Genomic DNA, 26,479 nt, shown 5'->3' with positions numbered 1-26,479 from the left:
AAACTTGTCCGGCTTTTAACCTAGACTGGCTTACTGGAGATTAATTCAGGTTTAAGGGATCAAACCTGTGGGTGCGCACGCTCGGCATTGACGTGCAGTTTGTTGAGGCCATTGAGGTAGGCCTTGGCCGAGGCAATGACAATATCGGTATCCGCACCCTGGCCGTTGACGATACGTCCGCCCTTGGACAAACGCACGGTCACCTCACCCTGGGCATCGGTGCCGCTGGTGATGTTGTTGACGGAATACAGCAACAGCTCCGCACCGCTCGCCACTATTTGCTCTATGGCCTTGAAGGCGGCATCTACCGGGCCACCACCATCAGCCTCGGCGCTGCGCTCCACGCCACGCTCGCTGACGGTGACCTTGGCATGCGGGGTTTCGCCAGTTTGCGAGGCCACATGCAGGTAAGCCAGCTTGAAGCATTCTTCGCTCACTACGTTGTCGTTGAGCAAGGCCTGGATGTCTTCATCAAAGATTTCTGATTTTTTATCGGCCAGTTCCTTGAAGCGGGCAAAGGCAGCATTGAGTGCATCTTCACCATCCAGGGTAATGCCCAGCTCGGTCAGGCGGCTGCGGAAGGCGTTGCGGCCTGAAAGCTTGCCCAGGGTGAGTTTGTTGGCACCCCAGCCCACATCTTCTGCGCGCATGATTTCATAGGTTTCGCGGTGCTTGAGCACGCCATCCTGGTGTATGCCAGATTCATGCGCAAAGGCATTGGCCCCGACTATGGCCTTGTTGGGCTGCACCGGGTAACCCGTGATGCTGGAAACCAGCTTGGAGGTGCTGACGATCTGGCTGGCATCAATGGTGGTTTCCAGCTGGAAGATATCGCGGCGGGTTTTGACCGCCATGACAATTTCTTCCAGGCTGGCGTTGCCTGCGCGCTCACCCAGGCCGTTGATGGTGCATTCTACCTGACGCGCGCCGCCCAGCACGGCAGAAAGCGAGTTGGCCACGGCCATGCCCAGATCGTTATGGCAGTGGGTAGACCACACCACTTTATCGGCATCTTTCACGCGTGAGATCAGTTGCTGCATGCGCTCGCCCCACTGTTGTGGCACGGAATAGCCCACGGTATCGGGCACGTTAATAGTCTTGGCACCTGCGGCAATCACGGCGTCAAACACTTGCACCAGAAAATCCATCTCCGAGCGCACGGCATCTTCAGCGGAAAATTCCACGTCATCGGTATATTCCAGCGCCCATTTCACCGCCTGCACTGCACGCTCCAGCACTTGCTCTGGCGTCATGCGCAGCTTGTTTTGCATGTGGATGGGGCTGGTAGCAATAAAGGTATGAATACGGCGCTTTTTCGCCGGGCTGATGGCCTCACCCGCGCGGCGGATATCGTTTTCATTGGCGCGCGCCAATGAACAGACGGTAGATTCGGTAATCACTTCGGCAATGCCGCGTATGGCATCGAAATCGCCAGGGCTGGCCGCAGCAAACCCGGCTTCAATCACATTCACGCCTAGCTTTTCCAGCTGGCGTGCGATTCTCAGCTTTTCGTCCTTGGTCATGGCCGCGCCTGGGCTTTGCTCGCCATCTCGCAAGGTGGTATCAAAAATGATGAGTTGATTGTTTGTCATGACCTGATTTCCAACTGGGTTCGGTTTTAGTGGATTACTTGATTCTGGGTTTGGTGCCAGTTTGCTCTGCTGGCTGAGGCCGGGGTGGCTTGCTGCACGCTGGCCCGGTGATATGCCCCGGGTTTAAGCTCTGATGAGTATCTACCGTGGGTAAGGTGGGCGTAGCGCGGCTAGCCGCATGCCGGGCAAGGCAATATTGGTATTGTGGGATTTCATAGCTGCTTGAATATAATTCTTTTACCTATTCTAGGCAAGCCAGCGCACTAGCACAGACACGGCTGGCAATGCTGCAACCGTGGCCAGGGCTATCACAGTTCTTGGCTGGCACCGCAATTTCGGGCAGGATGCTAGAAAACATCAAACCCCAACTCAACCCAAGGTGAACCACCCTATGCGCCCCCCCGTCACCGCCTTGCGCACCTTCTTTTTGCGCGGCCTGCAAAGCGCTTTTTTCCTGCGGGTTGCAGCGCACGATTTGCGCATCACGCCCCTGCAATTGCTGCTGATACTGCTGATTGGTACTGCGGCCTCTATTTTGATGGGGCGCTTGGTCATCAGTGGGGCCGCCGAGTTTTACCCCAAGGCTTTTCTTTGGGGCTGGTCTATTGTCATTCTGCAGTTATGGCTGATCTGGTTTCTCAGTGATCAGGCGCAAAAGCGCGGCTTCAAGGTGCAGGTGGCGGCGCTGTTTGCGCTGGGGCTGACGCAAACCCTGGCGCTGGAAGCCCTGAGCACGGTGCTTTACCTGGCGCTGATTCAGCCGCAAGCGCTGGATGGCAGCATTTGGCACTGGATACTTTATATAGGCATGTCCATCTGGGGCGCTATTGCCTATTGGCTGCTGGTAGTACGCACCACGCGCAACCAGGGCAAGTTGATTTTGCTGGCGGGCCTGGTGGCGTTTGCCGTGCCGCTGACGGTGCATGTGGCCGAAGCGCCTATGTACTGGCTGCCGCAGCAGGAGGAAGTGGATAGTGAGGCTGATCTTTTGCAGCTGACTCCATCCAGTCTGGAAACCCAGCTCACGCTGGCCAGCCGCCAGCGGTTGGCATTGAAGCCAGAACGCCCGGGCGTTACCGATTTGTTCAGCATCAGCTACGCACCTTATGAAGAAGGTGTGTTTCTGCGTGAAAGCAGCATGGTTAACGCGGTGATAGAAGAGCGCTTTGATGCGGCAGGCCATACGCAGGAGCTGGTCAACAGCCCCACCACGCTGGAAACCCTGCCCTGGGCCAGCCTGGAAAACCTGGAACGCGCCATCAAGCAAGCAGGCGATGTGATGGACACCGAGCATGATGTGCTGCTGATTTACCTGACCTCGCACGGTGGAAAAAATGGCGAGCTGGCCGCCAAGTTATGGCCGCTGGAGATGGACCCGTTGACCCCGCAGACGCTTAATCTTTGGCTGGACAAGGCGGGCATACGCAACCGTGTGATTGTGGTTTCGGCCTGTTATGCGGGTAGCTGGATAGCACCGTTGATGAATGATTACACGCTGATCATGACCGCCGCCGATGCCAGCCATACTTCTTATGGTTGCGGCAGTGGCTCTGAGCTGACTTTCTTTGGCCGTGCGGTGTTTGATGAGGCCTTGCGCGAGACTTACTCGTTTGAGCAGGCTTTCAAGCAGGCCCTGCCCGTCATACGCCAGCGCGAGATTGAGGGCGAAAAGCAGGATGGTTTTTCCAACCCGCAGATTTTTGTCGGTGCCAAGATACGGCCCGTGCTACAGCAATTGCAACCTGCGCCCCAGGCTGCTGGGCACTAGCTAGCGTTCGTCACAAGCTTCAAGGTCAACCTAAAACAAAACAGGGCCATGCAATGCATGGCCCTGTTGTTTTACAGATCTGCTGCCCGTCTTAGCTAGCAGCCCTTACAGGCCAGGGTTGTTGTCCTGATGAGATTCAATCTTAGATTCAACATGCTGCGCTGGCCTAGGCTCAATACGCGCAGCAGGCTTGCGCTTGCTCCACAGCCACAGCCACAGCACATAGCCCGAGATGCCATAAATCAGGAACACCGCAAACAGCACTTCTGGCGGGCTGTAGGAGATCAGCACAAAGGCCAGCACCACCAGCAGTATCACTACAAAGGGCACGCTGCGACGCAGGTTGATGTCCTTGCCGCTGTAGTAGCGCAGGTCACTCACCATGGACAGCCCGGCAAACAGGGTGATGGTCCAGGCCACCCACTGCATTTTCATCCAGCCAAAGAACACTTCGGTGCCACTGACCTGGTTTTCATAAGCCACCCACACCAGCCCTGCCAGCAAGGCCGCGGCGGCCGGGCTGGGCAAGCCTTGGAAGTAGCGTTTGTCGCTGTCGTCCAGCTTGGTGTTGAAGCGTGCCAGGCGTAAAGCTGCACCTGCACAATAGATAAAAGCTGCTATCCACCCCAGCTTGCCCAGAGGCTTCAGCGCCCAGACATACATCACCAGTGCCGGGGCCACGCCAAACGACACCATGTCAGAGAGGCTGTCATATTCGGCACCAAACGCGCTTTGGGTGTTGGTCATGCGCGCCACACGGCCATCCAGACCATCCATGACCATGGCAATAAATATGGCCACGGCTGAATGCTCAAACTTGCCGCTCATGGCCTGCACAATGGCGTAGAAACCAGCAAACAGCGCCGCAGTCGTGAACAGGTTGGGGAGCAAATAGATGCTGCGCTCGCGCAGGCCAGGCTCTATGAACGAACCATGACGACGCGGGCGGTTGGGAATTTCTGCCATAGCTGGTTTCCTTGAGGTGAGGGGGTGAGTCAGAAGGTCTGCTTCAAAGTGCGGACAGTATATCAAAGCAGACAGTGGCTTTACGTGGGAGTTTGCCGGGCATGACATCATCCATGGATTTTGCGTGGGTTTTGCGTGCATTTTGCAGGCTTGACTGCCATTCATTTCAGCAAACCATACATCAGCTCATGCAAGCCCTACATCAGTTCATGATAGTATCGCGGCTTGAAATTTGGTTCAAAATCATGGAATTTACTCTTATTAAGCAAGATGGTGCCGCGCGCCGCGGTACTGTTCACCTCGCCCACGGCGATGTTCAAACTCCCGCTTTCATGCCTGTAGGCACTTATGGTTCCGTCAAGTCACTATCCCCGGTTGAGGTACGTGACATAGGCGCACATATTCTGCTGGGCAATACTTTCCACCTCTGGCTGCGCCCAGGGCTGGATGTGATTGCTGCCCACGGCGGCCTGCATGATTTCATGGGCTGGGATGGCCCAATACTGACAGACTCTGGCGGTTTTCAGGTGTGGAGCCTGGGTGCGCTACGCAAGATTACCGAGGAAGGCGTGCGTTTCCGCTCTCCTATCAATGGCGATAGCTGTTTCCTCACGCCTGAAGAATCCATGCGCATTCAAAAGGTGCTCAATTCCGATATCGTCATGATTTTTGACGAGTGCACGCCCTACCCTGCCACACATATAGAAGCGCGCGATTCCATGCGCCTGAGCCTGCGCTGGGCTGGCCGCAGCAAGGCCGCGCATGAGGGCAACCCCAATGCGCTATTTGGCATTATCCAGGGCGGCATGTATGAAGATCTGCGCGATGAATCGCTGGCAGGCCTCACTGATATTGGTTTTGATGGCTATGCCATTGGTGGCCTCTCCGTGGGTGAACCCAAGGAGGATATGCTGCGCATTCTGGCGCATACCGCGCCCAAGATGCCTGAAAACAAGCCTCGTTACCTCATGGGTGTAGGCACACCGGAAGATCTGGTGGCGGCGGTTTCACGCGGGGTGGATATGTTTGACTGTGTGATGCCTACGCGTAATGCGCGCAATGGCTGGCTGTTCACGCGCAATGGCGATATCAAGCTGAAGAATGCGCGTCACCGTCAGGATACGCGCCCGCTGGATGAGGCTTGCACCTGTTATACCTGCCGTCATTTCAGCCGCGCTTATCTGCACCATCTGCACCGCACTGGCGAAATGCTGGGCGCGCGCCTCAATACCCTGCACAACCTGCATTACTATCAGGAGCTGATGGCGGGGATGCGTCTCGCGATTGAAGAAGGCCGTTTTGACAGTTTTGTCACTGCTTTCCACGAAGAAAGAAAGAATGTTCTGCTTGAGGCTTAAGGCCTGAGTCTTATCACAAAGCAAACCGTCTAAGCCTTGTTGCAAATCACACTATGTTAGAATTTTGGGCTAATATTTTGCCCTTCTGGCGTTTGACCATTATTGAAAGAAAGGTTGTCCCGTGTTAATTCCTTCCGCATTTGCTGCCGATGCAGCTCCAGCCGCTGACGCCATGACCACGCTGGGCCAGTTTTTGCCCCTGATTGTGATCTTTGTGCTGTTCTGGTTCATGCTGATTCGCCCACAAATGAAGCAAGCCAAGGAACAACGCAAGCTGATTGAAGCGCTGCAAAAGGGTGATGAAGTCACCACCAGCGCTGGTATTGTTGGCCGCATCACCAAGGTGGCCGATGGTTATGTCAGCCTGGAAATTGCGCCTGATACCGTCATCACCGTGCAAAAGCACACTGTGTCTACCCTGCTGCCCAAGGGCACTATCAAGGCGCTGTAATTCGCCAGACGCTTTAATCTCAACCTGCTAACCGGGGCTGCGGCCCCTCAACCGAATGACTGAAATGCGAGCTGCTTCATGAACCGCTATCCCATATGGAAATACCTCCTGGTACTGACGATTGTCGTGCTGGGCCTGCTGTATGCGGCGCCCAATCTGTTTGGCGAATCCCCTGCCGTGCAGATCACGACGACCAAGGCCAACCTCAAGGTCGACCAGGCATTGCTAGCCAGTACGGAAAGCATCCTGAAGCAGGAAAACATTCCGGTTGAAGCCTTGTTCCTTGACGCCACTGGCGTCAAGGCCAGGTTTGCCAATACCGATACCCAGCTCAAGGCCAAGGACGTGCTGCAAAGCCGTTTAGGTAAGGATTACGTCATTGCGCTCAACCTGCTCTCGCGCTCGCCTGAATGGCTGCGCAGCATAGGCGCACGCCCTATGTATCTGGGTCTGGATTTGCGTGGTGGTGTGCACTTCCTGCTGCAAGTGGACATGAAAGCGGCGCTGGACCAAGCCGCTGAACGTTATGTCGGCGATTTCCGCAGCGCCTTGCGCACTGGCCGTCTGAATTATCTGGGCGTGTCGCGTGATGGTCAGACCGTCAATATCCGCTTCAAGGACAGCGAAAGCCTGCAAAAAGCGCAGAAAGCCCTGGAGCGTGAATACACTGACCTGACTTTCAAGGCGCAAGACCGTGGCGATGAGAAAGTACTTTCCGCCGTCTTGAGCGAAGTGGCCAAGAAGCGTATTCAGGACTTTGCGCTCAAGCAAAATATCCAAACCCTGCATAACCGTATTAACGAACTTGGCGTGGCTGAACCTGTGATTCAGCAACAAGGTCTGGACCGCGTGGTAGTGCAACTGCCAGGCGTGCAAGACACCGCCAAGGCCAAGGAAATTCTCGGCCGTACCGCCACGCTGGAAATCCGCATGGTGGATGAAGACAAGAGCAATGCGGTTAACCTGGAAAACGCCGCCAAGGGCCAAGTGCCTTTCGGTACGGACTTCTTCACCGACCGTAATGGCATCCCCATGCTGGTGAAGAAAAACGTGGTGCTGACAGGTGATTACATCACTGACGCAGGCCCAGGCATGGACAATCAGAGTGGCGGTGCCGTGGTGCACGTTAATCTGGACAACCGTGGTGCACGTATCTTCAAGCAGGCCACTCGTGAAAACGTAGGCAAGCGCATGGCGATTCTGCTGATTGAAAAAGGTCAGGCCGAAGTGGTCACCGCCCCTGTGATCCGCGAAGAAATTGGCGGTGGTCGCGTGCAGATTTCCGGCATGGCCAACACTCGTGAAGCTACCGACATCTCACTGCTGTTGCGCTCTGGTGCACTGGCAGCGCCTATGGAAATTATTGAAGAACGTACCGTAGGCCCAAGCATGGGTGAAGCCAATATCGAGCGTGGTATGCACTCCACCATGTGGGGCTTTGTCGCCATCTCCATCTTCATGATCATTTACTACATGCTGTTTGGTAGCGTGTCTGTGCTGTCACTGGGTATCAACCTGTTGCTGCTGGTAGCCCTGCTCTCGCTGTTGCAGGCCACGCTGACCCTGCCAGGCATTGCCGCGGTTGCGCTGACCCTGGGTATGGCGATTGATGCCAACGTGCTAATCAATGAGCGTATCCGTGAAGAATTGCGCAATGGCAATACGCCGCAGGCATCGATTCATGCCGGTTACGACCGCGCCTTCGATACGATTCTGGACGCCAACGTCACCACCATGATCGCCGGTATTGCCCTGTTTGCGCTGGGCACTGGCCCGGTCAAGGGCTTTGCCGTGGTACACGTACTGGGCATCCTGACTTCGATGTTCACCGCCGTCGTGGTTTCACGTTCCGTGGTCAATCTGATTTACGGCTACCGCCGCAAGATCAGCAAGCTGTCCATAGGCTAATCACGATCAACCGGAATAAATACTAGAGCACACCCAACATGGAATTCTTCAAGATAAAAAAAGATATACCGTTCATGAGCTATGGTCGTCTGACGACCACGATTTCGCTCGTGACCTTCCTGCTATCGGTATTCTTCCTCTATAGCAAAGGCCTGCACCTGGGCGTGGATTTCACTGGCGGCACCATGATGGAGGTCAGCTATCCGCAGGCCGCCAATCTGGATAGCATCCGTAAGTCTGTTGATGAAATCGGCCTCAAGGATGCCACGGTACAAAACTTTGGCACCAGCCAGGACGTGCTGATTCGCTTGCCGATCAAGCCCGGCCTTTCCACCGCCCAACTCTCGGAAAATGTACTCAAGGCTTTGTCGGCCACTGACCCTGCGGTCAAGCTGCACCGCGTGGAGTTTGTTGGCCCGCAGGTAGGTCAGGAGTTGTATGACAAAGGTGCCTTGGCGATGCTGTTTGTCTGTCTGGGCATCATGGCTTACCTGGCTATCCGCTTTGAATGGCGCTTTGCTGTGGCAGCGGTGATTGCCAATATGCACGACGTCATCATCATTCTGGGTTTCTTTGCCTTCTTCCAGTGGGAGTTCAACCTCACGGTGCTGGCCGCGGTGCTGGCGGTGCTGGGTTACTCGGTGAACGAGTCTGTGGTGGTGTTTGACCGTGTGCGTGAAAACTTCCGCAAGATGCGCAAGGCCAGCGTGCCTGAGGTGATCAACAATGCGATTACCCGCACCATGTCACGTACCATCATCACTCACTTCTCTACCGAGCTGATGGTGCTTTCCATGCTGGTGTTTGGCGGCGAAGTGCTGCACAACTTTGCGCTGGCACTAACGATTGGTATTTTGTTCGGTATTTACTCTTCGGTACTGGTGGCCAGCCCGATTGCCATGTATCTGGGCGTATCGCGCGAAAACCTGATTGGTGGCGGCAGCAGGAAAAGAAGACAGAAGTCGACGCACTGCCTTGACCGAATCGAGGCTGCGCCTTGACAAAGGCGGGCCTCGCCCCGAAACTAACGGCATCTTCTTCCCCGAAAATAACCGTTGGACATCCCCTTACTTTGGCAGCTGGGCACCCTAGCCCTGCTGCTTTTTGCTTCCGCGTTTTTCTCCATGGCCGAAACCAGCCTGTTGATGCTCAACAGGCACCGGCTACAAATCCTCGCCAAAGAAGGTCTGCGTAGCGCCAAGCTCGCCACACGCCTGCTCAATGAGCGTGAGCAGTTTCTCGGGGCCATTCTGCTGGGCAACACTCTGGCCAATGCCGCAGCCGCCACGCTGGCTGCCTTTATCAGCATCAAGTATTTCCAGCTGGGTGAGTTATTGATGCCTGTCGCCACGCTGATCATTACCTTTGCCATTCTGATTTTCAGCGAGATTACGCCCAAGGCCATTGCCGCACGTCACGCAGAGCCACTGGCGCTGGCTTCCAGCTATGTGCTGCTGCCCATGGTGAAACTGGGATATCCCTTGATCTGGCTGGCCAATCTGTGTGCCAACAGCCTACTCAAGCTCTTGGGCATGAAGGTGAGCTTTACCGAAGGCAGCCATACCACCAGCATAGAAGAGCTGCGCAGCATCTTCAGCGAAACCACCAGCCCGATTCCGACCAAGCATAGAGAGGTGTTACTCAATCTGCTGGATCTGGAGCAGACCACGGTGGATGACATCATGACGGTGCACACCCAGCTGGAAATTGTTGATTTTGAGGCAGAGCTGGAAGACATTCTGCAGCAGATCACCACCAGTCAGCATTCACGCCTGCCTGTGCGCAAAGGCCCGAATGAAGAAATTATCGGCATGCTGCACATGCGCAAGGTGATCAGCGCCTTGCGCCATGAACCCTTGAGCCAGCGTTTGCTGATACAGCATATAGAACCACCCTATTTCATACCCTCCGGCACGCCGCTTTATACGCAAATGCAGGAGTTTCAGCAGTGCCAGCAAGGCATTGCCCTGGTGGTCGATGAATATGGCGAACTCAAGGGCCTGGTCACGCTGGAAGATATAATCAAGGCCATCATCGGTGACTTTGCCAAGGAAACGCAGCCCGAAGATCAGGCCTATAAGCGCGAAGAAAAAGGCAGCTGGCTGGTCGATGCCAGCAATAGCCTGCGTGATATCAACAAGAAATTGGGCATTTCCCTGCCTGTGGATGGGCCTCGCACACTCAACGGTTTAATCGTCGAACATTTTGAGGATATTCCCGACCCCGGCATAGGTTTGAAAATCGGCGATTTCAAACTTGAAATCGTAAAAACACAGGACCGCGCTGTAAAAACCGTCAGAATTCATCCGTAATATGATTAAAGCAGGCAAAAAACTTGCTTGTTTTTAGATGAAAATCTGATGAGATTCAATGTGAAGTACCGAATGCAGTAATAACCACAATCACTTCAGACTTGAAAATTTCTGCATTCGGCTCAAAATAGATTGCACGTATGGCTAGCATTAAACACCAGGACAGCACTGTCGAGAAAACAGGCAACGCAGGAACCAAGCCTCCCTCGATGTATAAAGTCATTCTTTTGAATGATGACTACACACCAATGGAGTTTGTCGTTGATGTGATGCAGCGCTTTTTCCAGAAAAATCGTGAACAAGCAACGCAAATCATGCTCCAAGTACATACCGAGGGCGCAGGCGTCTGTGGGGTTTACCCTCACGGCATTGCAGAAACCAAAGTAAATCAAGTCATTAGTTACGCCCATGAGCATCAGCACCCGCTGCAATGCACGATGGAAGAAGCCTGAAGAAAGCTGAGGAAGCTTAAATGATCGCGCAAGAACTCGAAGTGTCCCTACATATGGCATTCATGGATGCCAGGCAAAAGCGTCACGAACTCATCACCGTGGAGCATTTGCTGCTGGCCATGATTGATAACCCGACAGCGGCGGATGTCTTACGCTCATGCGGGGCCAATCTTGATAATCTGCGCGGCGAGCTCAATGGCTATATTGAAGAGCACACCCCTACCGTAGAAGGCAGTGAGGAAGTGGACACCCAGCCTACTCTGGGTTTCCAGCGCGTGATTCAACGCGCCATCCTGCATGTGCAGTCTTCGGGCAAGAAAGAAGTCACTGGTGCCAATGTGCTGGTTGCCATTTATGGCGAGAAAGATTCCCACGCAGTGTTCTTCTTGCATCAGCAAGGCATTACGCGCCTGGATGTGGTGAATTTCATTTCCCATGGCGTAGCCAAGGTGGCAGATGGTACGGCCAAGCGCAATGAAACCGAGCAGGAAGCCGAAACCGAGGCCTCCCCTGCCAGCGCGCTGGAAAGCTATACCCAGAACCTGAACCAGCAAGTGCTGGCGGGCAAGATAGACCCGCTGATTGGCCGTGCGCAGGAACTGGAGCGCGTGGTACAGACCCTATGCCGTCGCCGTAAGAACAATCCACTGTTGGTGGGCGAGGCTGGCGTAGGCAAGACCGCGATAGCCGAAGGCCTGGCACGCCGCATTGTTGAGGGCAACGTGCCGGAAGTGCTCGAAAATGCCGTGATTTACTCACTGGATATGGGCGCTTTGCTCGCAGGCACCAAGTATCGTGGCGATTTTGAGCAACGCCTCAAAGCCGTGATGAAGAAGCTGGCCGAGCAGCCAGATTCCATCTTGTTCATCGATGAAATTCACACGCTGATAGGCGCAGGTGCGGCCAGCGGCGGTACGTTGGATGCTTCTAACCTGCTCAAGCCTGCGCTTTCCAATGGCTCGCTCAAATGCATAGGGGCAACCACTTATCAGGAATTCCGTGGCATTTTCGAGAAAGACCATGCGCTTTCCCGCCGCTTCCAGAAGGTGGATGTGGTTGAGCCTAGCATTCCTGAAACCGTGGAGATACTCAAAGGCCTCAAATCACGCTTTGAAAAGCATCATAGCGTTAAGTACACCGCCTCTGCCTTGAACACTGCGGCGGAATTGTCTGCCCGTTATATCAATGACAGGCATCTGCCAGACAAGGCGATTGATGTGATTGATGAAGCGGGTGCCGCCCAGCGCATTCTGCCTAAATCCAAGCAGAAGAAGGTGATAGGCATCAAGGAAATTGAAGACATCATCGCCAAGGTGGCGCGCATTCCGCCCAAGAATATTTCCAGCGATGACCGCAATGCGCTCAAGACGCTGGATAGAGACCTCAAGGCCACGGTGTTTGGTCAGGATAAAGCCATTGATGTACTCGCTGGCGCCATCAAGATGGCACGTAGCGGCCTGGGCAGCACCAACAAGCCTATAGGCTCCTTCCTGTTCTCTGGCCCTACGGGTGTGGGTAAGACTGAAGTGGCACGCCAGCTGGCTTACACCTTGGGTGTGGAGTTGATTCGCTTTGATATGTCTGAATATATGGAGCGTCATGCGGTTTCACGCCTGATAGGCGCGCCTCCAGGCTATGTAGGCTTTGAACAGGGTGGCCTGCTGACTGAAGCCATTACCAAGACACCGTATTGCGTATTGCTGCTGGATGAAATTGAGAAGGCGCATCCGGATATCTTCAATATCCTGTTGCAGGTGATGGATCATGGCACGCTGACCGATAACAACGGGCGCAAGGCGGACTTCCGCAATGTCACCATTATCATGACCACCAACGCAGGCGCTGAAGCCATCAGCAAGAGCACCATAGGCTTTACGCTCAACAGTAACTCCGGTGATGAAATGGCGGATATCAAGCGCCTGTTCAGCCCAGAGTTCCGTAACCGTCTGGATGCTACCGTGTCGTTCGCACCCTTGTCGCAAGAGATCATCATGCGCGTGGTGGACAAGTTCCTCATGCAGCTTGAAGACCAATTGCATGAGAAGAAGGTGGAAGCCACCTTCAGCGATGCGCTCAAGGCTTACCTGGGCAAGAAGGGCTTTGACCCACTCATGGGCGCACGCCCTATGTCACGCCTGATTCAGGACACCATACGCCGTGCATTGGCTGATGAGCTGCTGTTTGGCAAGCTGGCCAATGGTGGTCACGTGCAAGTGGATATAGATGAGGAAGACAAGATCAAGCTGAGTTTTGATAGCTTGAGCAAAGACAAGGCACAAGACAAACCTGCACTGGAAGCTGATCTCGCAGGCTGATGTTCTAACTGAGTCCTACAAAAACGCCGCTTATGCGGCGTTTTTTATTGGGTGCAAACCAGTTTTAAACAGCTCAGCCGATCAGGCTAGTCGATTATTCCAGCTGTTCAGTCCAGTTGTTCAATCCAACCTTTCAATCCACGCACAGCGGATACTTCTGCATGATGGCGGCAAAGCAAGCGCTGTCCAACCAGCCTTGCAGCCAGGCTTTGAGCTTGGGATACGCCGCCTGAGCAAACCAGGCAGCGTCTACCATGGAGAATTGGCGGATAAACGGAAAGATGGCGACATCGGCATAGCTGACCTGATCTGACAGCAGATAATCATGGTCTTGCAGGGCTTGCTCCAGCGTCTGCAAGAACTGCTCACCCGCTTGCCGATATACTTCGGGCGGCTGCTCAGGGAATCGAATGGCGTATTTGTATTGATCGAGCGCACGCTTGAATTCGCCATCGTTACGCGCCACCAAATCTGCCGCCGCTGTGCTGAGCTGGGCGTCAGCAGCCCAGCCTTCAGGGTCATGCTGCGCCAAGGCCCAGTGCATGATGTCCAGGCTTTGCTCTAGCACCGCGCCATTAGGCAGCACCAGCACAGGCACCGTGCCCTTGGGCGAGACCTGCAACATATGCGCGGGCTTGGCCTTGAGCGATATCTCGCGGGTATCCACGGCAATGCCTGCGACATGCAGGGCCATACGCGCGCGCATGGCATACGGGCAACGCCTGTAGGAATAAAGGATGGGCAAGGCGCTCAAAGCGTTTAGCCCAGCTTGTGACAGACCTCGCTGACCAGCACTGGCCCGCGATACACCAGGCCGCTATAGATCTGCACCAGGCTGGCACCTGCGGCGATTTTGGCAGCGGCATCATCTGCCCCCAGAATGCCACCCACGCCTATGATGGGCAAAGCGCCTTGCAAATGCTCAGACAAGGCCTTGATGACGGCTGTAGAGCGATCACGCACTGGCGCACCGGATAAGCCACCTGCTTCTTCAGCATGGGGCAAGCCCTGCACCAAATCCCGTGCCAGGGTGGTGTTGGTGGCAATCACGCCATCAAAGCGGTATTCCATCAACAGGCTGGCGATATCGGCAATCTGCGCCGCATCCAGGTCAGGGGCAATCTTCAGCGCAATGGGCACGTAACGGCCATGCTGATCGGCCAGCACTTGCTGCTCGGCTTTGAGCGTACGCAACAGTTCGGCCAAGGCATCTTTTTCCTGCAACGCACGCAGGTTTTTGGTGTTGGGTGAGGAGATATTCACCGTCACATAGCTGGCGTGGGCGTACACCTTGCGCAGGCAGTGCAGATAATCATCCACGGCCCGTTCATTGGGGGTATCAAAATTTTTGCCTATATTGATACCCAATATGCCCTGATACTTGGCAGCGGCGACATTGCGCAACAGCGCATCAACCCCGAGGTTGTTAAAGCCAAAGCGGTTGATGATGCCTTCAGCCTCTGGCAGACGGAACATGCGCGGTTTGGGATTACCCGGCTGGGCACGCGGGGTGATGGTGCCTATCTCGATAAAACCAAAACCCAGCATGGACAAGGCATCAATATAAGCCCCATTTTTATCCAGGCCAGCGGCCAATCCAACCGGATTGGGAAACTCCAGGCCCATGACCTTGCGCGGCTGGCATTTGGGTGGTCGTGGGTAGAGATTGAGCAGGCCTGAGCGCTCTAGGCGCTTGAGGTTTTTGAGAGTGAAATCGTGGGCACGTTCAGCATTGAGCTTGAACAGCCAGGGTTTGGCGATGGAATAGAGCATAGGCCAGATTTTACCGGAAAAGCGGGCCTATGCTCGGGCTATCTCAGATGTACATGCAGAACCTTATCCTGCTCAGGCGGGCACATCATGCCGCAATGGCATGCCGCACAAACACGCTGGCGGCCCAGACAAAGCCGGCGGTGGTCACAATAAAACTCAGGGCGGTATACACCTTGACCCACATCACCTGCCAGAAATCCGGCTTGAAAGCCGCAATCACAAACACGCCTGGGTTAGTAAAGCCGCCTATGGCGATCAGCCAACAGGCAGTTACCGGAATCTCCACCCCTGCCGATTTGGCAGCGGCGTAAATCCCCAGACAGTAGAGTGACATCAAGACAAAATCGATATGCGCCTTGATCAGCACGCCGTAATCCTTTACCAAACCACCATCCACCCCCGCCACTACAAACCAGCGGGCAAAGGTGCCTAGCCACGCCATGCTCAGTACTGCAATGATCATGCCGCCCGCTGCTGCTAATAGTATCTCCATACCATCCTCCATATATTATCGTCACGCCTGTATCGGCACGGACATAATATACCGACTTGTATATAGCATCAACAATCGGAATCATCCTTTAACTTTTGCACGATTTGCGCGCAAAGCTGAGCGTCCACCTTGTGCCAGATTTTGCCGTCAGGCAGCAGGCGCACATTGGGCCCCTGCTGGCAATAAAGCAGGCAATTGATTGATTCAACTTCACATGGCAATTCCAATCGTTCTACTTCCGCGCGCAGATGATGCAAAATCTCCTGGCTACCTTTAGCGCCACAACTGGCGCTGGGGCCACCCCTATGCATGACACAAACTTGTAGTTTTTTCATGACAATAATATACACAACGGTATACAAAATAACCATCACTGCCACTATCCTTGCTATTCCTCGCAGGCAGCAAAAAGACTCCCTGAGGAGCCTTTTTGCGGGTAGTGCTTGCTTGCTTAAGACATCAGCACTCGATCACAATTACCTGCTCTGAGAGCCTGACCATGCGCTCTACCGAGGTAACCCAGACAATGCCATCGCCCACTTGTCCGGTGTGGCCTACTTCAACCAGCACCTGCAACACGCCTTCCACCAGTTCATCCGGGCAGACCATTTCAACCCGTACCTTGGGGCTGTAATCAGTGAGCTCTTCGCGTATGCCCTGGGTAGGGCGCGCCACGTGGTGGCCGCAGCCATCCACCTTGCTCACTGTCATGCCCGGGAAGCCCTTGATATTACGCAGTGCAGAACGAATTTTGGGCAAACGCTGCGGGGGTATAACGGCTTTGATTTCTTTCATGTTCAGTCCCTTTATCAGGCCTCAATACGTTTTTCTTCAAATTTGCGATACAGGGTAGGCACCACCACCAACGTCAGCAAGGTGGAGGTAATCAGGCCGCCAATCACCACGATAGCCAGTGGGCGCTGAATTTCCGAACCTGGGCCAGTGGCAAACAGGAAGGGCACCAGCGCCAGCATGGCCACAGTGGCCGTCATCATGACGGGACGGAAACGCTGAGTACAACCCTTGATGATGGCATCCTGCTGGCTCATGCCTTCATCGCGCAGGCTGCGGATATACGATACCAGCACCACGCCATTCAGTACCGCTATCCCCCACAGGGCAATAAAGCCCACCGAGGCTGGCACTGAGAGATATTCCCCAGTGAGGAACAGGGCAATAATCCCGCCTATGGAGGCGAATGGCAGCACCATGATAATCATGGTGGCATAACGTACCGAGTTAAACAGCAGGAACAGCAGGAAGAAGATCGCCCCCACCGTAACTGGAATAATCACCATCAAGTGGCCCATGGCACGCTCCATGTTCTGGAACTGGCCACCGAACTCCAGGTAATAGCCTTCAGGCAGCTTGAGCTGCTTGCCCAAGACCTGCTGCAATTCGGCCACAAAGCCACCCAAGTCTCTATCCTTGACGTTGATGCCGACCACCACACGGCGTTTGGCCAGCTCACGGCTGATCTGCGCCGGGCCATCCTTCACTTCTATGGTTGCCAAATCACGCAATGCCACTCTGGAACCATTAGGCGAAGTAATCAGAATATTGCTGATAGCGTCAATATTGCCGCGGAAGTTCTCAGGGTAACGTACCGCTGCACTGAAGCGACGCTGGCCTTCGTAGATTTCGGTGGCAATCTTGCCGCCTATCGCCGTTTCAATCACGTCATGTACATCGGCGGCATTGATGCCGTGACGCGCAATCGCGTGTCTGTCGACGGTGATATTGAGGTATTGCTGGCCCGAGACCTTCTCCACCTTGATTTCAGTCGCCCCTGGCACGCCACCGGCGATACGCGAAATTTCATCGGCCTTGGCCTTGAGCAGGCCCATATCTTCACCGAAGATCTTCACCGCCACGTCAGCACGCACGCCAGTCAACAACTCATCCACACGGTCAGAGATAGGCTGCGCCATGACGATTTGCACCCCAGGCAATGACTGCTCCAGCACCACACGCATTTTTTCTGCGATATCGTCCTGGGTCCAGCCTTCTGGCCACTCATCGCGCGGCTTGAGGCTGATGATAGGGGTAGATTCATTCTGCGCCTGCGGGTCGGCCGGGCTTTCGCCACGCCCTACGCCGGAAACCGCCGATTTCACGCCAGGCACTTCTTTCATGATCATGCGCATGGCGTCGTTTTCCATCTTGATCGATTCCTCGAGCGAGATGTTGGGCACACGGTTGATACCCGGCACGATGGAGCCTTCCTTCATTTCTGGAATAAAGGAAGTACCAAGGAAGGCACCAGCAGGATAGTGCCTATAAACACTGCAGTCGCGGCAAGAATCGTGGTTTTGTCATGATTCAATGCCCAGTCCAGCATGCGCAGATAAGGACGCTTGATGGCCTGGATAAAGCGCGTATCTTCGCCACTGCCACCCTTGAGGATGTAGGAGCACAGCACAGGTGACAATGTCAGCGAGATCACCAGCGAGATAAACAGTGCAATGGCGATGGTCATAGCCAGCGGTGCAAACATCTTGCCTTCCATGCCTTGCAGCGTCATCAATGGCAGGAACACCAGGATGATCACACCTACACCAAACAGCACAGGCGTACCCACTTCGGCTGCGGCCTCCAGCACCACGCGTATCTTGCTTTCGCCTGGTCTATGGCCCAGATGGTGGAAGGCATTCTCCACCACCACCACAGAGCCATCGACCATCAGGCCTATCGCAATCGCCAAGCCACCCAGCGACATCAGGTTGGCCGAGATGCCGTAGTAGTTCATCGCCATAAAGGTGATCAAGGGTGTGAGGATTAAGGTTGAAACCACAATCAGGCTAGAGCGCACATCCCCCAGGAACAGGAACAGGATAATGACGACGAGAATAATGCCCTCGATCAGCACCTTGGTGACGGTATGCAGCGCCGCATCCACCAGCTCACTACGGTCATAGTAGGGCACAATCTGCAAACCACCGGGCAGCATGCCTTGCTCGTTGATTTCCTTGACCCTGGCCTTGACCCGGCTCACCACTTCCTTGGCGTTACCGCCACGCATCATGATGACGATGCCGCCCACGGATTCGGTATAACCGTTCTTGACCACGGCACCCACGCGCACTTCATGGCCTAGTTGCACCTCGGCCACATCGCGCATATACACGGGCACCCCGCTTTGCTCCTTGAGCACGATATTGCGGATGTCATCCAGATCCTGAATCAAGCCCACGCCACGAATCAGATATTGCTCGGCATAGTGCGGCAGCACGCCACCCCCACTATTGGCATTATTACGTGCCAGTGCCATATAGATATCGTGCAGCTTGAGGCCGTAATGGCTCATGCGGTCAGGGTTGACCAAGGCCTGGTATTGCTTGACGTAGCCACCCTGGGAGTTGATTTCGGCAATACCGGGAATGCCACGCAACAGCGGACGTACCAGCCAATCCTGCACCGAACGGCGCTCGGTCAGCTCTTCACGCGATAACTCTTTTTCGCCATCGCTAGGTTTTTCCAGCGTGAATTGGTAAACCTCACCCAAGCCAGTAGCCACGGGGCCGAGGATGGGCGTCACGCCTTCCGGCATGCGCTCCATGACTTCCATCAGACGCTCCATCACCAACTGGCGCGCAAAATAGACATCGGTTTTATCGGTAAACACCAGGGTGATCAGCGATAAGCCATTGCGGTTGAGCGAGCGCATTTCTTCCAGACCAGGCAAGCCTGTCATGGCAATTTCCAGCGGCACGGCAATAAACCGCTCAACTTCTTCAGGCGAGCGGCCTGTCGCCTGGGTGGCGATCAAGACCTGTACATTGGTGACATCGGGGAAAGCATCCACCGATAGCTTCTTGAGGGCAAATACCCCCGCCCCCATCAAGGCCAGCGCCAGCACTACCACTATCAGGCGCTGCTTGAGGGCAGCTCTAATCAGGGATTCAATCATGCTTATTCCAGTTCCTTGCGCTTGCGCTCATTGTTCACGTGGAAGGCGCCTTCAGCGATGACTTTCTCACCCTGCTCCAGCCCTTCGGTCACGGATACCATTTCCTGGTACTTGCTACCCAGCTCGACTTCACGCATACGGAATTTGTTGGGGGCAATCTCGACAAAGACGTGGTCTTTGTCGTTCTCACGCACCACGGCGCGCAGAGGCACGGCCACTTGCTTCACGGCCTTGGATTGCACCAGCATGGAAACCAGCATATCGGGCTTGATGGCTTCATCGCTGTTATCTAGATCAGTGCGCACAGTCACAGTGCGCGTCAGCGGATTCACCACATCCGCCACAAAGATCAGCTTGCCCGTGAATTTACGGTTGCCCAGGGCGGGAATCTCAATATCCACATCCTCACCCTCCTGCACCAGCTCAGCTTGTTGTTCAGGCACTTCGGCCACAGCCCAGACGCGGGAAAGATCAGCGACGATAAACAATTCTTCAGCAGGCTGCACCACCTGACCGAGATTGACCTTGCGGCTGATCACGGTGCCTGCCAAGCGAGCATCTACATTGCTGTAAGAACGCATCTGGCCGGAATTGGCGATCTGGGCGATGGATTTATCCGACATGCCCAGCACATGCAATTGCTCCTTGGCGGTGTAGAGATCAGCCTTGGCAGCGCTAAGCTCGGCTTCGCGTCGTTGCAGCTCGGCTGCGCCTATCACATCAGCCTCAAACAACTGGCGGGCACGTTCCACAGCCTTGGTCTGCAAGGCAATTTGCTGAGAGGCCTTGATATAGAGCAATTGGTTTTGCGCCAGCTCGGTGCTATTAAGCGTGGCCAGCACCTGACCTTGCTTGACGTCTTGACCAAGAATGACGTTGATATCGGTGATACGGCCAGTGACTGAAGCGCCTATACGCGCTACGCGCTGCTCATCCACTTGTATGCTGCCCGGCACACGCAAGATATCGCGTATCTCGGCTTCACCTACGGCCGCTATCTTGACCTGGTTTTGCAGCACAGGGGTCAGCTCAACCACATTGGGGTCTTGCGGCTCTTTTTCAGCAGCCGCATTTTCTTCTTGTGCTGGTTTACATGCGCTCAGCAACAGGGCCAGCAGCAGGCCAGGCAATACGATACGCATAGATCTGGCTGCAGGGGAAAGGGTGTTCAGGGAATTCAGAAACATTACGGCTTAACCTCCAAAAGTTCGGTACCGAGCAGACGCTCAATTTCCAGCATGCTGCTGACATAATCGAATCGGGCGGCAAGATAATCCTTGCGCACAGCCCGGAAAGTACGCTGGGCATCCATGTATTCCAGAATGCCGCGTTCGCCAAAGCGGTAGGCGGCTTCGGCCACCTTGAGTACAGATTCAGCCTGGCTCAGCAGGCCGTTCTCGAATGCAGCCAATTGCTGTTGGGCAATGGTGTAACGCTGATAGGCGGCTTCCATATCCCGGCGCAAACCCAGTTCACGGTCACTCAAAATCGCCTGGCTTTGGCGCACATCGGCAGCCGCAGCAGCGATAGGCCCCTGGCGCTGATCCCACAATGGCAGGGGGATGGCCAAGCCAAAACGCATCTGTGTCAAATCCGGGTCTTGCTCCACACTGGCCTTGAGGGTAACGCCAGGGTTGCGCAAGCGCTGCTCAAGCTTGAGCTTGGCATCTGCGGTCTCGGTATTGGCACGCACTTGCGATAGCTGTGGACTTTGCGTGACCTGATCACGCAGGCTGTCCAGGGTAGGCAAGCTATAACCCATGGGCAATTGCCCTTCTATGTCATATTCCACTGGCACGCTGGAGCCCAGCAGGCCACGCAAATATGCCTTGCCTTCGGTGATACGCACCAGCGCTGCCTGATAATCGCGCTCAGCGGCCAGGGCCTCGGTATCTGCCTTGATCAATTCATACTTGGGGGACTCGCCGACTTCCACGCGCAGTTTTACGCGCTCACGGATTTGCTGCAGCAAATTACGATCACCTTCCACCAGCTTGAGTACCGACTGGCGCTGCAACACATCATAAAACGCATATTTGACGCGGAAGCGCAGTTCTATGCGCATCAACTCGGCACCAGCCTCGGCGGATTTGCTGCCGAATTCCGCTACCGCAATCTTGGCATTACGCACACCGGGGAAATCCAGTGGCTGCGATAGACCGACGTTCCAGTTGCGGTCACCGCCCTGCCCACCTGGGGTGCGATATCGGCTGGGGCCCATCACGGCCTCAACCTGGGGGTTGGCATAAGTGCCCGCGGTGGTGACGGCGGCTTCAGCCGCCTCTTTTTGCGCATTGGCAATGCCAACTACCGGGTTGTTCTGCAATGCAGTATCGATGACATCTGGCAAGGTGTAAGCGGCCAGTGCCGGCTGGATAAAGCAGCAAGCCAGCATGAGCGGCAAGCTGCGCACAAAATTGGCACGCAATCCTGACTGTCGCGCCAGCAACGCACTATAAAGGCGCATTCCTGATTCTCTGTATATATTCATTTCACTATCAAACACGAGTTGCAAAAACTGGTTGATGAACTGCGTCACAAGCGTAGCAGCCAGGACGCTAAAGACTGCCGCATATTGCCGCCAGCAAGCACTTGGCATGTACATGCCATGCAGTGGTCAGGCTAGCGTTGCTATCAGGTGTCAGACTTAAAGATCAAGTCACTAAGATCAAGTAACTAGATCGAGTCGCCAAGATAGCCATAGCAAGTGACGGGCCAAGCCAGATAACTGGCGGGGTATAGCACTGGCAGTCGCATTGCCTGGAGTGCGCCATGGTTTCCACAGCTGACAGCCTCCAGGACGGATTGCGGGCGCAATCAGGCTATTGGAGGACGGTGCAGGAGGGAAATATCAGGTTGGCGATAGGAATCGGCCAGGAGGGCGACTTTGATATCGAAGAAGAAATCGGGTTTGATCAAGGGCATGTGCAAGGCCAAGATGGGCTCGCAAGCATCTCTATCATTATCCATCTCCAGGTGCTGGACATGGGAAAACTCGGGGGCGTCGAATTCCATGGCATAGGCTTGCTCGGCTTGCTGCGCAAACAAACACAAACACACGATGACGCTGAGTAGCGCAAATAAGCGCTTCGCAAAAGACATGCGGCGATTATAACCACAAACCTTAACGCTGAGAAACAGCTTTACACTCTCTTGCAAGCGGCTTACGGCTGTCATCCGCGGCGCCAGGTAGTGCCTGCGGGGGTGTCTTCCAGAATGATGTCTTGTGCTGTTAACAGCGCCCGCAGACGATCTGCTTCGGCATAATTCTTGGCTTGCTTGGCCGCCAAGCGCTGGTCTATCAGGCTGCGGATATCTTCTGCGGACAAGCCTTCACTACCGCCATCGTCCTTGCCTTGCAGGAATTCTTCGGCATCGCGTTGCAACAAGCCCAGCATGCCAGCCAAGGTCTTGAGTAAGCCCGCCAGCTGTGCTGAACCGCTACGATTGACCTCTGTTGCCAGTTCAAACAACACGGCACAGGCTTCAGGTGTGTTGAAGTCATCATTCATGGCCTGCTGGAAACGCGCAGCATGCGCTTGCTGCCAATCCAGTTCAACTGCCTCTGCTTCCACACCACGCAAAGCGGTGTATAAACGGGTCAAGGCCTGCTTGGCATCATTAAGGTGATGATCGGAATAATTCAGCGGGCTGCGATATTGCGCACGCAGGATAAAGAAGCGCACCACTTCCGCATCATATTGCTCTAATACCTGACGGATAGTGAAGAAGTTGCCCAGGGACTTGGACATTTTTTCATCATCCACACGGATAAAGCCATTGTGCATCCAGTAATTCACAAAGGTGCAGCCATGCGCACCTTCACTTTGGGCAATCTCGTTCTCATGATGCGGGAATTGCAAGTCCTGACCGCCGCCATGAATATCAAAATGCTTGCCCAGCTGCTTCTCACCCATGGCGGAGCATTCGATATGCCAGCCTGGACGGCCTGGGCCCCAGGGAGAATCCCAGCTGGGTTCATTAGGCTTGGCTGATTTCCACAGCACAAAATCCAAGGGGTCGCGCTTATGTTGGTCTATATCCACACGCTCACCCGCGCGCAGATCTTCCAGTGATTTACCTGAGAGTTTGCCGTAGCTGGCAAAGCTGGAAACTGAGTAGTACACATCGCCATTATCAGCCGCATAAGCATGCTGATTGTTGATCAGGGCGGTGATCATATTGATCATCTCGGCGATATAGTCGGTTGCACGCGGCTCAATATCGGGACGCATCACACCTAAACGCGCGGAATCCTCGTCCATGGCGGTGATAAACCTATTGGTCAGGGCCGTGATGGTTTCGCCGTTTTCATTGGCGCGAGCTATAATCTTGTCATCAATATCGGTGATGTTGCGTACATAGGTGACTGCATAACCACTCTGGCGCAACCAGCGATTGACCATGTCGAAGACCACCATGACGCGTGCATGTCCGAGATGGCAATAGTCATATACCGTCATGCCACACACATACATGCTGACCTTGCCAGCGACGATAGGGGTAAATTGCTGCTTTTCGCGCGCAATAGAGTTGTAGATTTTCAGCATGATCGGTTATAAATGAAAGAAATGAAATTTTCCAGCCGTAAATGCAGGATTGCAGGGCCAAATCAGATTAAAGACGCTTGCTGGCAATGAAATTGCACACATTTATTGTCAATTAATATGGCGACATGCAATCCGCAACACCAAATAAGCAAATTTGAATATAATTCTCTCGCTGAATAACAGCAATATGCACAGAATGGACGACTGAAAAATTGCGACCGAATTATAACACAGCCCCTATTTACGCCATGCTTCCCCATATTGTGGCGCTGGTTTTCTTGCTGCTTGCGGGACTTAGTCAGGCTGCGGAACTCGATGACATCAACTTACTGGCTGATCAAGGCAAAACCACACAGGCGCTAGAACGCCTGAACAGCTATCTGCAAACCCAGCCCAAGGATGCCAAAGCCCTGTTCCTCAAGGGTGTGTTGCTAGCTGAAACCGAAAAACGCGATGAGGCGATCAAGGTCTTTACCGACCTCACGGAAAAATACCCTCACCTGCCCGCCCCCTACAATAATCTGGCCGTGCTGTACGCTTATCAAGGCAATTACGACAAGGCCAAAAGCGCACTTGAAGCTGCTATACGTACCCACCCCAGCTATGCCACCGCCCATGAAAACCTGGGTGATATCTACGCCCGTATGGCCTCTGAAGCCTATGGCCGGGCTTTGCAGTTGGATAACAGCAATGCCCGCGCCAAAAGCAAGCTGGCGTTGATCAAGGATTTACTGCCTGCTCCTGGCCAGGCACTGAACAATCCGCCCACGCTGGCGGCTAGCACTACACCCGCAGCCCCAGCAGCCAGCAAGGTGGAAACACGCCCTGCCAGCAAGCCTGTAGAAAACAACAAACCACAAGAAGCCAGCAAGAGCGCGGACTTAAGTAAACCCAGCGAAGCCAAACCAGCAGAAACTGCGAATGCCAAGCTGGCAGAGGCAACGCCTGCTAGCAAAGATATTGCCAAGGACACAGCCAAGCCCAAGGTAAGCGAAACCGCTGTCGCTAACGCTGCGCCTTCTGCCAGCGAACAAGCTGTACGCGATGCCGTCAGCCACTGGTCACAAGCCTGGGCTAGCCAGAATGTGGAACAATACCTGGCCTGCTATGCCAAGGAGTTCAAGACACCGGGTGGCGAAAGCCGCAGCAACTGGGAAAGCACCAGGCGTGATCGCGTGAGCAAGCCTGCGCGCATAGAAGTGACCCTGAGCAACGTGCAGGTGCAGCTTGAGAACGAGCACCAAGCCAAAGTACGCTTCACGCAGTTTTACCATGCAGGCAGCATGTCGCAACGTACCAGCAAGCAATTGATCATGGTGCAGCATCAGGGCCGCTGGTTGATCCAGCAAGAATTAGCTAACCGCTAGCATTAATCGTTGAAATTACCAGTTAGAACTATCCGCTACACCGCATGCGCAAACCTGTTTTCAAATTTCTAGCTACAGCCCTGCTATGCAGCTGTCTGCTACCCTGGAACGCCACCGCCGAGAAACCCGGCATTATGTCGGCCAGCCTGCCCGCTTTTAGCGCCAATCAGGCAGAACGCCTGCTGGTGCAAGGCTTGCTCGAAATCAATGATGGCAAATTGCGTGATGCGCTCAACACCATAGATCAATTACTGGCCGCCGTACCTAATTTCCGCCTGGCGCATCTGGTGCGGGGTGATTTATTGATGGCATTTGCCCAGCAATCACCGATTCAGGACGATAAAAGCCGTGCCGCGCGCGCTGATTTTCAGGATGAAGCCAGGGTAAGAATAGAGCGCCACCTGGAGCAATTGCACGAAGACCGTATCCCTGACGTGCTGTGGCGCATGGCGCCAGACCAGCGTTACGCCGTGGTGGTAGATACCGCCAAATCCAGACTGTACGTTTACCAAAATCGCGACAACCTGCCACATTATCTGGTGGACTATTACATCACCATGGGCAAGAACGGCAGCGACAAGTTTTCTGAAGGTGACAAACGCACACCCTTAGGCGTGTATGTGGCCGGGCAGAAGCTGGAGCGCAAGCTGCCGGATTTCTATGGCGAGGCCGCCTACCCCTTGAGCTACCCGAATGCCCTGGATAGAAAACAAGGCAAGAAGGGCCATGGTATTTGGCTACACGGCACCCCCAGCGATATGTACAGCCGCCCACCCAAGGCCAGCGATGGTTGTGTGGTGATCGCCAACCCTGACCTCAAGTCTTTGGCCGGGGTATTACAAGGCGGCACTACCCCCTTTATTATCAGTAACAACCTGACCTGGATCACGACCAAGGAAGCCCAGCAGCGCAATCAGGCATTGCAAGCAGCGCTTGAGCAATGGCGCCAGGATTGGGAAAAGCAGGATACCGAGCATTATCTGGCGCATTATGCCGACGACTTTTTCAGTACTGATAGTGACTTGTCTCGATGGAGTCAGGACAAGCGCCGCATACAGGCAAGCAAGCCAAATGTGAAAATCAGCCTATCCAATATCAGCATGTTCCGTTATCCTAGTAGCCCTGCGCCCATGGTGCAGGTCAGCTTCGACCAGGATTACAAAAGTGACGTGCTTGCAAGTCGCATGAAAAAACAGCAGTACTGGGTTTGGGACAATCGACGCTGGAAAATCATGTACGAAGGTCCCGCCTAAACCGTCTTTTT

21 protein-coding genes and 1 pseudogene are annotated in these 26,479 nt (G+C 54.5%); 10 read left to right on the top strand and 12 right to left on the bottom strand.

Annotated elements, in window-relative coordinates:
* Positions 1–59: 59 nt before the first annotated feature.
* The gene (locus JCM2850_RS09165) at positions 60–1,592 is read right to left on the bottom strand and encodes a 2-isopropylmalate synthase (RefSeq protein ID WP_025871355.1); all 1,533 of its coding nucleotides are present in this window, start codon (positions 1,590–1,592) and stop codon (positions 60–62) included.
* 391 nt (positions 1,593–1,983) lie between these two features.
* Between JCM2850_RS09165 and JCM2850_RS09155 the strand changes: the two genes are divergently transcribed.
* Entirely contained in the window at positions 1,984–3,360 is a 1,377-nt protein-coding gene (locus tag JCM2850_RS09155; protein WP_081775015.1) for a C13 family peptidase, read from the top strand.
* 105 nt (positions 3,361–3,465) lie between these two features.
* Here the strand turns inward: JCM2850_RS09155 and pssA are convergent, their stop codons facing one another.
* Entirely contained in the window at positions 3,466–4,326 is an 861-nt protein-coding gene (gene pssA / locus JCM2850_RS09150; RefSeq protein WP_025871349.1) for a CDP-diacylglycerol--serine O-phosphatidyltransferase, read from the bottom strand.
* 245 nt (positions 4,327–4,571) lie between these two features.
* On the opposite strand from pssA, the gene tgt reads away from it, so the two are divergent.
* From tgt to clpA, 7 genes are all read left to right on the top strand, one after another.
* The gene (gene tgt, locus JCM2850_RS09145; protein ID WP_025871347.1) at positions 4,572–5,684 is read left to right on the top strand and encodes a tRNA guanosine(34) transglycosylase Tgt; all 1,113 of its coding nucleotides are present in this window, start codon (positions 4,572–4,574) and stop codon (positions 5,682–5,684) included.
* Between the two features lie 121 nt (positions 5,685–5,805).
* Positions 5,806–6,135, top strand: coding sequence for a preprotein translocase subunit YajC (gene yajC / locus JCM2850_RS09140; protein ID WP_025871345.1), 330 nt, complete (start codon positions 5,806–5,808; stop codon positions 6,133–6,135).
* A gap of 78 nt (positions 6,136–6,213) precedes the next feature.
* A complete protein-coding gene (secD, locus tag JCM2850_RS09135) occupies positions 6,214–8,043 on the top strand; it encodes a protein translocase subunit SecD (RefSeq protein WP_025871343.1) in 1,830 nt (609 codons plus the stop codon).
* A 38-nt stretch (positions 8,044–8,081) separates the two neighbouring features.
* Positions 8,082–9,044 (top strand): protein translocase subunit SecF, encoded by a 963-nt coding sequence (gene secF, locus JCM2850_RS09130; RefSeq protein WP_025871341.1) that lies wholly within the window; start codon positions 8,082–8,084, stop codon positions 9,042–9,044.
* A gap of 54 nt (positions 9,045–9,098) precedes the next feature.
* Positions 9,099–10,355, top strand: coding sequence for an HlyC/CorC family transporter (locus tag JCM2850_RS09125; protein ID WP_025871339.1), 1,257 nt, complete (start codon positions 9,099–9,101; stop codon positions 10,353–10,355).
* A 140-nt stretch (positions 10,356–10,495) separates the two neighbouring features.
* Entirely contained in the window at positions 10,496–10,807 is a 312-nt protein-coding gene (clpS, locus tag JCM2850_RS09120) for an ATP-dependent Clp protease adapter ClpS (RefSeq protein ID WP_025871337.1), read from the top strand.
* A 20-nt stretch (positions 10,808–10,827) separates the two neighbouring features.
* The gene (gene clpA, locus JCM2850_RS09115; RefSeq protein ID WP_025871335.1) at positions 10,828–13,122 is read left to right on the top strand and encodes an ATP-dependent Clp protease ATP-binding subunit ClpA; all 2,295 of its coding nucleotides are present in this window, start codon (positions 10,828–10,830) and stop codon (positions 13,120–13,122) included.
* Positions 13,123–13,255: 133 nt separating this feature from the next.
* Here the strand turns inward: clpA and JCM2850_RS09110 are convergent, their stop codons facing one another.
* The 10 genes and pseudogenes from JCM2850_RS09110 to cysS form a co-directional block, all read right to left on the bottom strand.
* Positions 13,256–13,876 carry a glutathione S-transferase gene (locus JCM2850_RS09110; protein ID WP_267879265.1) on the bottom strand — a complete coding sequence of 207 codons (621 nt, stop codon included), beginning with the start codon at positions 13,874–13,876 and terminating at the stop codon, positions 13,256–13,258.
* A gap of 5 nt (positions 13,877–13,881) precedes the next feature.
* Positions 13,882–14,895, bottom strand: coding sequence for a quinone-dependent dihydroorotate dehydrogenase (locus JCM2850_RS09105; protein ID WP_025871331.1), 1,014 nt, complete (start codon positions 14,893–14,895; stop codon positions 13,882–13,884).
* 85 nt (positions 14,896–14,980) lie between these two features.
* Positions 14,981–15,388 carry a hypothetical protein gene (locus tag JCM2850_RS09100; protein ID WP_025871329.1) on the bottom strand — a complete coding sequence of 136 codons (408 nt, stop codon included), beginning with the start codon at positions 15,386–15,388 and terminating at the stop codon, positions 14,981–14,983.
* Positions 15,389–15,456: 68 nt separating this feature from the next.
* A complete protein-coding gene (locus tag JCM2850_RS18275) occupies positions 15,457–15,762 on the bottom strand; it encodes a (2Fe-2S) ferredoxin domain-containing protein (RefSeq protein WP_159105148.1) in 306 nt (101 codons plus the stop codon).
* Between the two features lie 85 nt (positions 15,763–15,847).
* Entirely contained in the window at positions 15,848–16,183 is a 336-nt protein-coding gene (locus tag JCM2850_RS09090; RefSeq protein ID WP_025871325.1) for a P-II family nitrogen regulator, read from the bottom strand.
* A gap of 14 nt (positions 16,184–16,197) precedes the next feature.
* Positions 16,198–19,298: pseudogene (locus JCM2850_RS18270) on the bottom strand (efflux RND transporter permease subunit).
* 2 nt (positions 19,299–19,300) lie between these two features.
* A complete protein-coding gene (locus JCM2850_RS09080; protein WP_036265874.1) occupies positions 19,301–20,440 on the bottom strand; it encodes an efflux RND transporter periplasmic adaptor subunit in 1,140 nt (379 codons plus the stop codon).
* Positions 20,441–20,484: 44 nt separating this feature from the next.
* Positions 20,485–21,765 (bottom strand): TolC family protein, encoded by a 1,281-nt coding sequence (locus tag JCM2850_RS09075; protein WP_088177748.1) that lies wholly within the window; start codon positions 21,763–21,765, stop codon positions 20,485–20,487.
* A gap of 350 nt (positions 21,766–22,115) precedes the next feature.
* Entirely contained in the window at positions 22,116–22,475 is a 360-nt protein-coding gene (locus JCM2850_RS21410; protein WP_159105147.1) for a hypothetical protein, read from the bottom strand.
* Positions 22,472–23,848, bottom strand: a complete 1,377-nt coding sequence (gene cysS, locus JCM2850_RS09065; protein WP_025871317.1) for a cysteine--tRNA ligase — start codon at positions 23,846–23,848, stop codon at positions 22,472–22,474. Before cysS ends, JCM2850_RS21410 begins: the two co-directional genes overlap by 4 nt.
* 248 nt (positions 23,849–24,096) lie before the next feature.
* Here cysS and JCM2850_RS09060 point away from each other — a divergent pair, with 248 nt between their 5' ends.
* Together JCM2850_RS09060 and JCM2850_RS09055 are read left to right on the top strand one after the other, a co-directional pair.
* Complete coding sequence (locus JCM2850_RS09060) at positions 24,097–25,215, top strand: nuclear transport factor 2 family protein (protein WP_025871316.1); 1,119 nt, start codon at positions 24,097–24,099, stop codon at positions 25,213–25,215.
* Between the two features lie 44 nt (positions 25,216–25,259).
* Positions 25,260–26,468, top strand: coding sequence for a L,D-transpeptidase family protein (locus JCM2850_RS09055; RefSeq protein WP_025871314.1), 1,209 nt, complete (start codon positions 25,260–25,262; stop codon positions 26,466–26,468).
* Positions 26,469–26,479 lie beyond the last annotated feature (11 nt).

Origin of the sequence: Methylobacillus glycogenes JCM 2850 (genome assembly GCF_000617925.1) — a bacterium.
GTDB lineage: Bacteria > Pseudomonadota > Gammaproteobacteria > Burkholderiales > Methylophilaceae > Methylobacillus > Methylobacillus glycogenes.
This window is presented reverse-complemented; position numbering and strand designations above follow the sequence as displayed.